The following is a 13,380-nucleotide window of genomic DNA, read 5'->3' on the forward strand; positions in this document are numbered from 1 at the left end:
ACAACATGGCTGAAAGCTTAATACTTGAAGGGCGAAGGGAAAGAACATTCCCTAGAACAGTTAAGCCTAGACCACAACGGTATGCTAAGAACAAAAATGCCGTTCACTCTTAAGTGAACGGCATTAAGCTTAAATCGCTGCTTTTTTTACACTTAGTTAACGCTCAATAACACGCAGGAATTCATGATGAACTTTTCATCAATGCATCTTTACGCAAGCGCCATACTGTCAGTAACATCGCCAGTAACGCTAATACGCTCATGCCAATATAAACCAAGCTAAAACCTTGTGATAATACCTGAGTGGAAACGCCGGCCTGCTCGGCACTGTGTTCAGCAACCATGACTTCGCTTGGCACTCTCAGATAAAAGAGCGCGGAACAGAACGCAACACCGAGTGCACCGCCGAGTTCTCGTCCAAAATTAAACAGTGACATGCCAATGCCGCGATCGCGTGCGGGTAAGACACTTTGTACAACAACGCCTAAGGCCGGTAAGGTTAAACCAATACCTATACCCGCAAAACCCAATGCAAATTTCACCCACATATCGTAATGAACTTGCCACAATGCAGCCATAGCTAAAGCAAAACCGACGATCACTAACATCTTATAACGACCAAACTTCGCGATGAGCTTCCCACCCACATAAGCGCCAGAGGTAATACAGACCATGAAGATCACCATAATCGCACCACTTTCTGACGGAGTGAGTCCTTTTTGCCACTGAAACTGCAGCGGCAAATAAACCAAAAGCGCAAACATCAGCATTTGCGATCCCATAATAAGAACAATCGCGGTCAGATAATTCGGAAGACGTGCTAAACGCGCCGGTAAAATAGGATCACTCACTCTGCGTTCAACAACCACCAAAGCAACTAAACACGCCAGTAATGCAAACGCACCCCAGCCAGTAGGGATAAATGAATGTGAAGAAAGTAATAACAGCAGCAAAGTCGTCGCACTCATGAGTAACGCTGCTCCCACCCAATCAAAGCGACTATCTCTGCGTTTATTGAGATGCTTCAAATAGCGGTTAACCATGTAAAGTGCCACCAACCCTAACGGTAAATTAATACCGAATACCCACCGCCAACTGAGGTAGTCAGCAAAATAGCCGCCAAGCAGTGGCCCTGCAATACTGGACACCGCATAAACCGCTGAAATATAACCTTGGTACTTGCCCACTTCGCGCGCAGGAATTGAATCGGCGATAACGGTAAATGCCAGAGCTATTAAGCCTCCACCGCCAATCCCTTGAATCACACGAGCACCAATTAAACTGGGTAGATCAAAAGCAAAGGTACACAGCGCGGAACCCAACATAAAGATCACGATACTGACATTTAGCATCCGAACTCGTCCGAACAAGTCGCTCAGTTTACCGTAGACGGGCAATACAGCGGTCGATGCTAATAGATAAGCAGTAATCACCCATGTTAATGCTTGTCCTGCCGAGAGATCTTGCCCAATAAGAGCCAATGGAGTGGTAACGATGCTTTTTTCAAGCGAGCCTAAAGCGATGACTAAAGCAACGCTGGCAAAAATAATTTTCGGATTAGCTGAATAAGTTGAATCGGTAGGCATGTGCCCCTCATATGAACTTGATTAGAATGCGCGACCGACACGATAACGTAATAGTGCACATCCTAAAATAGGATAGAATGGGATGGCTTATTGCATAAATGGGATTAATGATGAAACTTGATGATTTATCACTCTTTTTAACGGTAGTGAAATGTGGCAATTTTACGCTGGCAGCAAAACAAAAAGCCTTGTCCACCAGCACGTTGAGCCGCAGAATTCAGCAGTTGGAGCAAGATATTGGCAGCATTCTACTGATCAGAAACAGTAAAGAAGTGGTACTAACGAAAGAAGGCGAGCATTTGTTTGAAACCTATGCCAACCTATTTAGCCAAATAGAAGATAAACAAGCACAAGCTTTAAAAGCCAAACAAGAGTTTAGAGGCGAGATCGTCATTAACGCGCCAATCCTACCCATTCGGCATCAGCTAAGTCCATTAGCACTGGAATTTTGTCAGCAACATCCTAAAGTCAACATTCGTATTCAAGTCGGTGCAGGGCTGGATTATCATACCCAGCACGACCTTGATATAGCGCTACGTTTTGGTCCACAACCTCAATCCGATTGGGTTGCGCGCAAACTAGCTAATAACCCTTCCGTGTTGTGCACAAGCCCTGACTACTCGGCCTCTTTGCTGCTAAAACATCCAGAGCAATTACTTTCTCTGCCACTACTCACTTTAAATACCAAACAAGCGTGGATATTTGAACATCAGCAAAGCAAAGAACGTTTTCAATTTATCCCTCAGGCACGTATTAGTTCTGAGGAAATTGATACGATTTTACAAGCCACATTCATGAATATGGGTATTGCAAGGTTACCTAAAGGATTAATTGATAAGGAGTTAGAGGAGAAACGATTAGTGCCATTATTGCCTAATTGGCAGATTGAAGGAGCGGATGTTTATTTGCTGCACCCTCAGAGACGTTTTCTTCCTGAGCGAACTCAGGCATTTATTGACTACATCATCAATCACTGGTCGCGCTTTGCTTTCAGTTACTGGCGTACTTGAGAATGTACACCACACCATACTGCTCAAATAAAAAACCACTTCTTGCTACTAACGAGCAAGAAGTGGTTGAAAGCGATTGAGTGACTAGATTAAAGAAAGTGGAAGGTCGCGTTGAATGAAACCGTACCAATATCGTCATCGCCCAGAGTGTAATTCATGTAACTTGCACCAACTGAAATGGGCCCCATCAGGAAGTATTCAGCGCCTACACCGTACATGATGTCAAAACCATCATCTATTTTATTGCTGTTTAATTTTTTATCCCAAGAATGCAAACCACCCTTGGCATACACATGCAGAGGGCCAAAATCAATGCTTGGCTTTACCGCAAAATAAACAGAAGAGGCCGCGATTTCATTCGTGGCACTGACTTCAAATTTGCCATGGTCGGTGTAACCCGCTTCGAGGCCAATCAGAGGAAGAATACCCGTACCGGCATGAATGTTGTACGAAGTACCGCTTTTACCATTCAAATCCGATTGGCCTACCGATGCGCCGCCATAAATCCAAGAGTCAGCAAACGCCATTGAAGATGTACTGATCAGCGCCAGTGCGATTAAAGTCTTTTTCATGATGAACCTTCTTTATTTAATTTGGCAGTGGCCTCAAAACGGCGACCGATTGCCACATAGCGTCAAATTATAGTGAACTGTTGGTTAGATGCAAATCTTATACCTAACAAGCATCAATCGCATTTTTTATACGTTTATCTGAAACTGGATAAGGAGTGCCAAGTTGCTGAGCAAATAAACTCACGCGAAGCTCTTCAATCATCCAACGGATCTCTTTAACATTTTCAGGTACTTCTGCACCACGAGGTATCTTGTTTAGTAGCGCTTTGTAATCATTGGTTACCGCTTCAATTTTCAACATGTGCAAACGATCCTTATTTGGATCAATGGGTAACTTCTCCATCCGACGTTCAATCGCGCGCATGTAACGCAGAATATCCGGCAAACGCTTCCAGCCGCATTCGGTGGCAAAGCCTTTAAAGATCAAACCTTCGATCTGCGCTTTGATATCCGATAACGCAAAGGCCATCGTAAAATCGATTTTCCCTTTCAGCTTTTTATTAATGTTGAATGCCGTGGTAAGAATCGTCTCCACTTGTTGGGCGATATCGACCACAGTATCGCCCAATTCAGCGCGCACAAACTCTTTCAGTGCCTCAAACTGCTCCGGCTCCCACACTAAACCGCCTTGCTGCTCAATTAACTTATCAATCCCACAAGCAATACAGTCATCAATCAGGTCCAATACTTTGCCATACGGGTTAAAGTAGAGCCCCAATTTTGACTTGTTCGGTAAATTGGTGTGCAGATATTTAATCGGTGAAGGAACGTTCAGCAAAATCAGACGCCTTTGCCCTGCTTTCATTGCATTGAGTTGTTCTTGCTCAGTCTCAAAAAGCTTAATTTCAACACTTTCTTTACTATCCACTAACGCTGGATAGGCTTTAACCTCGAAACCGCCGCGCTTTTGTTGGTACACTTTCGGTAATTCACCAAAGCTCCACGTATGCAAACCTTGCTGTTCAATATCATCGTCTGCCACTTGAGAGAGTGTTTCTTGTACTTTCTCTTTCAAACTCTCTTTCAGCTGATATAAATCTTTATGCTCGTTGAGTTTGCGATTTTTATGATCCACCGCGCGAAAAGTGATTTTTAAATGATCCGGAACTTGCTCTAACTTCCAATCTTCACGCTTCACCTCGACGCCCGTCATGCGTCTTAACTCTTTTTCCATCGCATCCAATAAAGGCAATTCCATCGGTGTGACACGAGCTAAAAACGCATCCGCATAGTTAGGTGCCGGTACAAAGTTTTTGCGCAGTGTTTTAGGCAAAGACTTGATCAGGCTAACAACCAATTCATGACGTAACCCGGGGATCTGCCAATCAAACCCTGTCGGCTCAATTTGATTTAGGATCGGCAATGGCAAATGTACCGTGACACCGTCACTATCCACGCCAGGTTCAAATTGATAGCTGAGCTTCAGCTTAATACCATTTTGATGCCAAAAGTTGGGATAATCTAAATCAGTGATGTGGCTAGCATCACCTTTAAATAGCATCTCTTTTTCAAAGTTGAGTAGATCTGGGGTGGCTTTGCTGGCTTTTCGCCACCACGCATCAAAATGACGCCCAGAGGCCACATCCGTTGCGACTCGCTGATCGTAGAACTCGAAAAGCTGTTCATCATCAATCAAAATATCGCGGCGGCGAGATTTATGCTCAAGCTCCTCGACTTCAAGTAATAAGCGACGGTTTTGCTTGAAAAACGCATGTTTGGTTTCCCAATCACCTTCAACTAATGCGCTGCGAATGAAAATCTCACGACATAGTGGCTCGTCAATGGTGCTGTAGTTAATCAAACGTTTAGGCACAATAGGAATGCCATATAACATCACTTTTTCATAGGCCATGACGGCGGCTTGTTTTTTTGACCAATGCGGTTCGCTGTAGCTACGCTTGATCAAATGCTGTGCCAGCGGTTCCACCCATTCAGGCTGGATTTTAGCTGCAATACGCCCCCACAGTTTAGAGGTTTCCACCAATTCGGCGACCATCACCCACTTGGGCTGCTTTTTAAACAGACCAGAAGCGGGAAAGATATTAAAGCGGGCGTTACGAGCCCCTTGGTATTCATTTTTCTCTTGGTCTTTGATACCGATGTGCGACAGTAAACCAACCAAAATTGCACTGTGGATACTTTGGTAATTGCCCGGTTTGTCGTTCAATTTGTAATCCATTTCACGCATCGATTGGTGAATTTGGAAGTAGACATCCTGCCATTCGCGTACCCGCAAATAATTGAGGTAATCTTGTTTACACTGCTTACGAAATTGGCTGCTGCTTAACGCTTTTTGCTCAGTTTGAATGTGGTTCCACAAATTCACTAGACTCAGGAAATCGGACTCTTCATCAAAAAATCGGCGATGTTTCTCATCTGAGGCTTGTTGTTTATCTGATGGGCGTTCACGTGGGTCTTGAATCGAAAGTGCAGCGGCAATCACCATCAGCTCTTTTACGCAGCCAAGCTTTGGCGCTTCGAGCACCATACGCGCCAAACGGGGATCAATCGGCAAGCGTGCTAATTTGCGCCCCATATCCGTCAACTGCTTTTTGCTGTCGTGACCGTGTTTATTGGTATCAGGAAGAATCGCACCAAGCTCTTCAAGCAAACGCACACCATCTTGAATGTTGCGTTTATCCGGCGCTTCCACAAATGGGAATGCTTCAATATCACCCAGCCCAAGTGCGGTCATTTGTAAAATAACCGAGGCTAAGTTGGTACGCAGTATTTCCGGATCGGTAAATTCTGGGCGTGAAAGAAAATCCTCTTCGGAATAGAGGCGTATGCAGATCCCTTCTTCAACACGGCCACAACGTCCTTTACGCTGATTTGCACTCGCTTGAGAAATTGGTTCAATCGGCAAACGTTGGACTTTGGTGCGGTAGCTATAACGGCTGATACGCGCCGTACCTGGGTCAATGACATATTTGATCCCCGGAACGGTAAGGGATGTTTCTGCCACGTTGGTGGCTAAAACAATGCGCCGCCCTATATGGGGCTGAAAGATTTTATTCTGCTCACCGGCGGATAATCGTGCATAAAGCGGCACAATTTCAGTATCACGTAAGTTACGTTTACTGAGCGCATCGGCCGTATCACGAATTTCTCGTTCACCATTCATGAAGATCAGAATATCGCCAAGCCCTTCAGCACAGAGTTCATCGACGGCTTCAAAAATACCTTCAAGTTGATCGCGGTCTGCTTCCTCTTCACCAAGCAGTGGTCGATAACGCGTATCGACCGGATAAGTACGACCCGACACTTCAATGATAGGCGCGCCACTAAAATGGTTAGAGAAGCGTTCAGGATCGATGGTGGCCGAAGTAATGATGACTTTGAGATCCGGACGACGCGGCAGCAGTTCTTTCAAATAACCTAAGATAAAATCGATATTTAAGCTGCGCTCATGCGCTTCATCGATAATGATGGTGTCGTACTGATTGAGAAAACGATCATGCTGGATTTCGGCCAACAATATCCCATCAGTCATCAATTTGATCTGAGTCTGCTCGGAAATTTGATCGTTAAAACGAACTTTATAGCCAACAAAGCCACCCAGTTCTGTTTCCATCTCTTGCGCTATTCGGCTCGCGACCGAACGCGCAGCAAGGCGACGTGGTTGCGTATGGCCAATCAGGCCATATTTACCGCGCCCAAGTTCTGCGCAAATTTTGGGTAACTGAGTCGTTTTGCCTGACCCTGTTTCACCCGCCACAATTACCACTTGGTTTTCAGCAATCGCTTTGGCGATATCATCGCGTTTTTGGCTTACGGGCAATAAATCAGGGTAGTCGATGGTAACGCGGCTGTTGAGACGCTGCTGCGCCACCATCATTGACTGAGCAATATCGAGCGCAATTTGATCAAAAACGGCATGTTTGGCTTGCTCATTTTTTATTTTGCTCGCACCAGAGATGCGTTTACTCAGACGAAAACGATCACGCATCATGCATTCTTTCAATGCATTGCGCAGAGATGCCGCACTGTTGCTGCTAGCGTTCATTGACTTGTGTTGATTGGGCTGTGACGAGGTCAAAGCATTTCCTATTCATTTCATTACATAAAACTGAGCGGATTGTAGCATAATCAACGCTCCTGCAATCAGTTATCCTTTCACAAACGGCGAGCATTTATTCGCTTCCTCCTCGATTCCGGTATGTTTTGCCATCGTTCGTATGATTAAGCGATTTAAAATTGGGCAATCGGATCAGGATTTCTTATGTTTATAAGAAAATCGCCGCTACAATAGCGACATGATTACTGAAACGATAAAACTGTGAAAGCATCTGAACTGAAACACATACTCGATTCACTACCCGATAACACCGATCCAGAATTGGTGATGGGTGAGGCTTGGTTGCCTGAACGTCTTATTGACACACAATTGGACGGCCATTTTCTATTTCTGGAGTTTGATAATGCGCCCGAGGAAGGTGAAGGAGAGGAAGAAGGTCGCGGTTTTGTTGAACATGAGATTGCCATGATACGGCGACGCTTTGAAGAAATTTTGCTAGAAAAAGCGGACAATAAATCCAAAGCCGATGCCATGTTAGCGCTTTTCCTGATGGGGCATGAATACTCAAGTTCAGAAGTCATTGAAATACTAGAAGACCCTAGCGTTCCTCAAGATCCGAATGATTTTTATCACGAGAACGATGAAGATGAAGATGAAGATGAATCTCATGATATTTAGAATCTCACTTTATTCTGACTTGTGTTTTGCTCAATACGCCACTATTTAAACAATAATGACTCGAAATTTTCAGTAGGTTTTTTTATGTTTAATGCCATTACATCGCTATTCAAGCAACTCTTGGACGGAGAAGATTTAGGCCAGCGTTCCAACACTAACCCCAACCTAGCGATTGCTTGTTTGCTCAGAGAAGTGGCAGGAGCCGATCATCAAATTGACACACGAGAAAATGACGCTAAGTTTCAATTAGTTAAACGACTATTAGCGTTAGATGATACAGAAACCACGGAACTGCTCATTCGGGCAGAACAAAGCGTCAAACAGTCAGCTTCATTGTATGATTTCACTTCACAATTACGCGAGCTCTCGCAAGATACGCGATATGAACTTATCAAGGCGATGTGGCAAGTGGCGCACGCGGACGGTGAGATAGACCCACTCGAAGAGGCGGTGATCCGCAAAGCGGCAGAATTATTGTATGTCGACCACAGTGAATTTATCCGCGCTAAACTTTCCGCTCAAAAATAGAGCGGATTACAACATCGTTAACGCCAATTTCGCAAGGTTGTAAGCATCAACATAAGCGGAGTGCTGTCGCCCTTCCCACTCAATACCTTGCGCTTCTTGTGCGGCGCGGTGACCAATACGTTTTTCTTTCATTCTCTGCTGAATACGGTAGAGCGTTGCTAGGTTGATGAACTCGCTAAAAGGCATAACGATCCCCTTCTGCTCACACTCTTTAGCTAAAATTTGGTCATCACGCCCCCACGAAACATAAATCTTATTTGGGCCGCCAAAGTTCTTAACCATTGATTGAATGACACCTGCGAGTGGTCGCCCCTGTTTTTCAATTTTACGCGGAGTTATCCCGGTTAACTCACTACAAAACAGCGAAATTTCGTCTTGCTCTGGCCTGACATAATATTGAGCACGCTTCACAATCGTGCCCAACTGTACATCAATTTCAGCTAAACCCACTTCAATGATTTCACCCGTTGTCCCAACCCCATTTTCATTCCAGCAGCACATTTCTAAATCGAAGCAGACAACTCGGTTATAGTTCATTGTTCAGGCGTATCCTTTAAATATAAGTAGTCAAAGAACGTTATCTTACTCGACTCCTCTCAAAAACTCGACTCTCACCCTTTCGTTCGGACAGTTATTGGGCGATTGAAACTCGGTTGCGACCATTTTCTTTGCTTTCGTATAACTTGCTGTCTGCCAAATGTAATAAAGACTCTTGATCGTAAGTATGATCGATAGCCGCCCCAATACTGAGCGTGCAATACAGCACTTCATCCATGAACTCATATCCGGTTGATTCAACGGCCGCTCGTAACGTTTCTAGATAACACTGCAAAGGTTGAAGTTCTGACAATTCACAAATAATGCAAAATTCGTCCCCACCTAACCGAGCTAAAACATCATTATTTCCCATATGACGTGAAATAACCGTTGCGATATGTATTAGCATCTCATCGCCTGCAATGTGGCTATGGTTGTCATTAATCAGTTTAAAATCATCGACATCAAACATTACCAACGAAAAAGCTTTTTTCTGTAAGACGTTCTCTTGCAGTAAACGTCCGAATGCACGTCGGTTATACAACCCAGTCAAACTATCGTGGTCCGCTAAAAAGCGCAGTTCTTCAGTACGTTCTTCTAGCATCTCGCTAAGATGAAGTTTTTCTCTCATCAACAAATAGACAACATAACCTAACAAGATCGAAATAATTAAACCACCGACGCTGAGCGCCACTAAAATCCACTGTATGTTGCTCGCTATTGGTTCTGAGAACTTAAAATCAATTTTCCAATCACGGTTAGGCAGAGATAAGCGTTTCTCTATTTCGATGCCTTTGATTGAATCCCAATCTGGGCTTTGGAATAGAATCGGATCATCTTCGGCATCAAATCCGAGATCGGTTACTTTCATATACAATCGATGATCGGATGCCGTGCGGCTCACCAATCCATCAAAATAAGTAGAGAGTCGAATAACACCCACTACCACACCAATCATTTCCTGTTTGTTGTAGTTAAAAACGGGATGATATACCAATAATCCATCCTTTTTGTGGTGTGCTTCTATGCCATCTTGCAATAGGCGGACCTTATCGGATATAGCTGGTAGCCCCGTACTCTCAACATGTGCAGCAATTCTTTGAAAGCGAGGGCGTAGCGAATAGAAACCGAGCAATTCAAGGTTACCTTTGGTTTGAGGATAAATATCACTCAGAACATAAACGGGTTGTTCATTATCTTCAGAAAATCCAATCACCTTTTGACCCGCTTTAGGTACTGTAAATAACTCAAATTGAGGCAAACGATCCCTCATTAATGTTACAAATTCGTCAGCATCATCTTTCGTTACTTTCACTAACCATTGCAAACCGATAAGACTGTAGGATGTTGACATAACACCATGAGCAAAAACGTCAAATCCTTGCACATTACCCCCCTCGGTAGCATGCAAAAAATTGGCAGCCGAACCAATAAAACTGACATCATTTTCAACCAACGTGTCTAATATGCTTGCTTGATGTTCAGCGTGGCTATCAAACAACATGACAATATGATTCTTTTGATTAATGTAGAGTAATGAGATGACTGACGCGGTCATCATTAAGGTAATAATTGAAATACATAAAGGGTAGATCACCTTTTTGTCGCTCTCTAACATAACAGCCTCTCCGTGGCTCAGGACTCAGGACTCAGGACTCAGGACTCAAATTACTCTTATAAAAGTAGGTAAATCAATAGCCAGTCATCAATTTATTAACCAATTAATCTTAAAGTTGAACCAGAATAGAGAATTAATGATTGATACTGCTCAAAACGCAAGCAATCACTTTAGCTTAAACGTGATGATGCGGACTTTCTATCCTGTATTCGCCTTGAATATGGTAAGCTGCGCCCCTATTTTTAAGTCTATTCACCGTAGGCTCACGAGAATTCCCACGCCTACTTCATTGTGTAAAGAGAATTGTGATGAACTTCGATTTAAATATGATCCCTACCACCTTTGATATGCTGCATGCTGGGCTCAGTGCATCAAGCCTTTTGCTACTTCTCATTGTGGTATCACGCAAATCAAAAGTCGTTGAGAAAGTTGTTGAAAAACCTGTCGAGAAAATTGTCGAAGTCGAAAAGCCGGTTGAAACGATTGTTGAAGTCGAAAAAATCGTAGAAGTAGAAAAAGTGATTGAGCGCGTAGTTGAAGTCGAATCTAAATTAGCGACAGCGCCAACCGATTCCGCCCTACAACTTTTGTCGTTAATGCAGCAAGAAGCTCGTCTGATTGACTTCTTAAATGAAGATGTCACCGCTTTTTCAGATGAGGAAGTTGGAGCCGCGGCGCGCGTGATCCACGCCGGTGGTAAAAAAGTCCTACAAGATTACATTCAGCTCACGCCCATTCGTGGCGAAGATGAAGAGAGCCGAATTACCATTGAAGCCGGTTTCAACCCGCAAGAAGTTCGCTTAACGGGTAATGTAACGGGTTCAGCACCCTTTAATGGCACCTTAGTCCATAAAGGCTGGAAAGCAACAGCTATCACTTTGCCTAAATTGGCTGAACAGTATGATGCTTCAATCATCGCCCCTGCCGAGGTTGAATTGTAATGGAACAGACAGCGCCAAAATTTAGTATTGGTATTGACTTAGGCACAACACATTGCGTGCTCTCTTATGTTGATACTCAGGATGAAAACGCTCGCGTTTCAGTAATGAGCATCCCTCAACTTACCGCGCCCGGTACGGTTGAAAGCCGTCATCAATTAGGCTCGTTTTTATACCAGCCTCATGAACATGAGATGAGCCCTGCCGCACGCGTTTTGCCTTGGTCGGCCGAGCCAAAAGCTTTAGTCGGTGCCATTGCGCGCAACCTTGGCAGTAAGACACCGATTCGTTTAGTCGCCAGTGCCAAATCATGGCTATGTCATGGTGGCGTCAATCGACGTGATGCATTTTTACCCGTGGGTAGCAGCGATGAAGTGGAAAAGATCTCGCCATTAAAAACCACTGAGTGCTATCTAGAGCATTTAAAAAGCGCTTGGGATCACGCTCACCCTGACTTCCCCTTAGCTACACAAGATGTCACGTTAACAGTACCCGCTTCATTTGATCCAGCCGCCCGAGATTTAACCGCTGAAGCAGCACGCAACGTTGGTTTTGAGCAATTAACGCTGCTTGAAGAGCCACAAGCGGCTTTATACAGTTGGATAGATAATAGCCACGATGCGTGGCGCGATGAAGTCAAGGTTGGTGACATTGTTCTGGTGGTTGATATTGGTGGGGGAACCACTGATTTATCCTTAGTGGAAGTGACTGAAGACGCTGGTAACTTAACGCTCAATCGGATTGCGGTTGGTGAGCACATTTTACTCGGCGGCGATAATATGGACCTTGCCCTTGCTTACCGTTTAAAAATGAAATTGGCGCAAGAAGGTAAAGAATTAGCCCCTTGGCAAGTACAAGCGATGACGCACGCTTGCCGAGATGCAAAAGAGGCGCTTCTGAATGACAGTGCCCTACATTCCGTACCGATTGTGGTACCAAGTCGCGGTTCAAAACTGCTCGGTACAACGCTTAAAACCGAATTGACTCAACAAGAAGTGCAACAAACCTTGGTCGATGGTTTTTTCCCACAAGTGAATATCACAGATCATCCGATGCAAAAAGCACGTGGCGCATTAACGCAAATGGGCCTTCCCTACGCGCAAGACGCTGGAATTACCCGCCATATCGCCGCGTTCTTGGCAAAACAAGCCCATGCAATGGGTGGCGACATATCCGCTCTGAATGATAATCCATTTGCTGGCATGCCCGGTATGGGCGAAGCTCCGGAGATGGATTTTATCAAACCGACCGCCATCTTACTAAACGGTGGCGTGTTAAAATCCGATTTATTAGCAAACCGTCTTCTCAGCACTATTAATGCTTGGTTGAGCACTGTGGGAGCACCACAGATGAAGCGTTTAACAGGCTTAGACCTTGATTTAGCCGTCGCATGTGGCGCAGCGTATTACGGCGCAGTTCGTCGTGGACAAGGTGTGCGTATTCGCGGTGGTATTGCCTCGAGTTATTACGTCGGTATTGAAAGTGCTATGCCTGCCATTCCGGGGATCGCACCACCGATGGAAGGCTTGTGCGTCGCTCCATTTGGCATGGAAGAAGGAACCAGTGTCCGCGTACCAAGCCAAGAGTTTGGATTGGTCATTGGTGAGCCTGTACATTTTCAATTCTTTGGTTCAACAATACGCCGCGATGACGAAGCTGGCATGCACTTAGATTATTGGGCTCCAGAAGAACTTGTAGAGCTGCCCGAGATCCACGTCACCTTGCCTGTTTCTGAAGGACGTCGACAAGGCGAAGTCGTGCCGGTTCACTTAGCCTCAACGATCACAGAGCTCGGGACACTTCACTTAGAAGCCATTGCGACAGACAACGGCCAAACATGGCACGTTGAGTTCGATGTGCGTGAAGATCCTCAAGTCACTCAATAATCCCCACACG

10 protein-coding genes are annotated in these 13,380 nt (G+C 44.8%); 5 read left to right on the plus strand and 5 right to left on the minus strand.

Annotation, left to right across the window (positions count from 1 at the left end):
- Positions 1-181: 181 nt before the first annotated feature.
- Entirely contained in the window at positions 182-1,585 is a 1,404-nt protein-coding gene (locus EXZ60_RS09135; protein ID WP_088732468.1) for an MDR family MFS transporter, read from the minus strand.
- A 98-nt stretch (positions 1,586-1,683) separates the two neighbouring features.
- Here EXZ60_RS09135 and EXZ60_RS09140 point away from each other — a divergent pair, with 98 nt between their 5' ends.
- The gene (locus EXZ60_RS09140) at positions 1,684-2,595 is read left to right on the plus strand and encodes a LysR family transcriptional regulator (protein ID WP_013856811.1); all 912 of its coding nucleotides are present in this window, start codon (positions 1,684-1,686) and stop codon (positions 2,593-2,595) included.
- Positions 2,596-2,684: 89 nt separating this feature from the next.
- On the opposite strand, the gene EXZ60_RS09145 is transcribed toward EXZ60_RS09140, so the two are convergent.
- Together EXZ60_RS09145 and hrpA are read right to left on the minus strand one after the other, a co-directional pair.
- Entirely contained in the window at positions 2,685-3,167 is a 483-nt protein-coding gene (locus tag EXZ60_RS09145) for a porin family protein (protein ID WP_013856810.1), read from the minus strand.
- A gap of 103 nt (positions 3,168-3,270) precedes the next feature.
- Complete coding sequence (hrpA, locus tag EXZ60_RS09150; protein ID WP_277435599.1) at positions 3,271-7,206, minus strand: ATP-dependent RNA helicase HrpA; 3,936 nt, start codon at positions 7,204-7,206, stop codon at positions 3,271-3,273.
- 240 nt (positions 7,207-7,446) lie between these two features.
- On the opposite strand from hrpA, the gene EXZ60_RS09155 reads away from it, so the two are divergent.
- Together EXZ60_RS09155 and EXZ60_RS09160 are read left to right on the plus strand one after the other, a co-directional pair.
- Entirely contained in the window at positions 7,447-7,863 is a 417-nt protein-coding gene (locus EXZ60_RS09155; RefSeq protein ID WP_277435600.1) for a hypothetical protein, read from the plus strand.
- 84 nt (positions 7,864-7,947) lie between these two features.
- Complete coding sequence (locus EXZ60_RS09160; protein ID WP_026027231.1) at positions 7,948-8,391, plus strand: TerB family tellurite resistance protein; 444 nt, start codon at positions 7,948-7,950, stop codon at positions 8,389-8,391.
- A gap of 6 nt (positions 8,392-8,397) precedes the next feature.
- Here the strand turns inward: EXZ60_RS09160 and EXZ60_RS09165 are convergent, their stop codons facing one another.
- Positions 8,398-8,928 (minus strand): 3'-5' exonuclease, encoded by a 531-nt coding sequence (locus EXZ60_RS09165; RefSeq protein ID WP_013856806.1) that lies wholly within the window; start codon positions 8,926-8,928, stop codon positions 8,398-8,400.
- A gap of 94 nt (positions 8,929-9,022) precedes the next feature.
- On the minus strand, positions 9,023-10,546 hold the full coding sequence (locus EXZ60_RS09170; RefSeq protein WP_277435601.1) for a sensor domain-containing diguanylate cyclase: 1,524 nt from the start codon (positions 10,544-10,546) through the stop codon (positions 9,023-9,025).
- Between the two features lie 308 nt (positions 10,547-10,854).
- Between EXZ60_RS09170 and EXZ60_RS09175 the strand changes: the two genes are divergently transcribed.
- Positions 10,855-11,487 carry a DUF2760 domain-containing protein gene (locus tag EXZ60_RS09175; protein WP_026028849.1) on the plus strand — a complete coding sequence of 211 codons (633 nt, stop codon included), beginning with the start codon at positions 10,855-10,857 and terminating at the stop codon, positions 11,485-11,487.
- On the plus strand, positions 11,487-13,370 hold the full coding sequence (locus EXZ60_RS09180; RefSeq protein WP_277435602.1) for an Hsp70 family protein: 1,884 nt from the start codon (positions 11,487-11,489) through the stop codon (positions 13,368-13,370). The genes EXZ60_RS09175 and EXZ60_RS09180 overlap by 1 nt, the downstream gene beginning before the upstream one ends.
- The last annotated feature ends 10 nt before the right edge of the window (positions 13,371-13,380 follow it).

Origin of the sequence: Vibrio sp. 1151_11 (assembly GCF_029478525.1) — a bacterium.
Classification (GTDB): Bacteria; Pseudomonadota; Gammaproteobacteria; order Enterobacterales; family Vibrionaceae; genus Vibrio; species Vibrio anguillarum.

Coding starts and splice junctions, on each gene's coding strand:
- EXZ60_RS09135 (WP_088732468.1), bottom strand. CDS start 1,585: ATGCCTACCGATTCAACTTATTCAGCTAATCCGAAAATTATTTTTGCC.
- EXZ60_RS09140 (WP_013856811.1), top strand. CDS start 1,684: ATGGGATTAATGATGAAACTTGATGATTTATCACTCTTTTTAACGGTA.
- EXZ60_RS09145 (WP_013856810.1), bottom strand. CDS start 3,167: ATGAAAAAGACTTTAATCGCACTGGCGCTGATCAGTACATCTTCAATG.
- EXZ60_RS09160 (WP_026027231.1), top strand. CDS start 7,948: ATGTTTAATGCCATTACATCGCTATTCAAGCAACTCTTGGACGGAGAA.
- EXZ60_RS09165 (WP_013856806.1), bottom strand. CDS start 8,928: ATGAACTATAACCGAGTTGTCTGCTTCGATTTAGAAATGTGCTGCTGG.
- EXZ60_RS09170 (WP_277435601.1), bottom strand. CDS start 10,546: ATGTTAGAGAGCGACAAAAAGGTGATCTACCCTTTATGTATTTCAATT.
- EXZ60_RS09175 (WP_026028849.1), top strand. CDS start 10,855: ATGAACTTCGATTTAAATATGATCCCTACCACCTTTGATATGCTGCAT.
- EXZ60_RS09180 (WP_277435602.1), top strand. CDS start 11,487: ATGGAACAGACAGCGCCAAAATTTAGTATTGGTATTGACTTAGGCACA.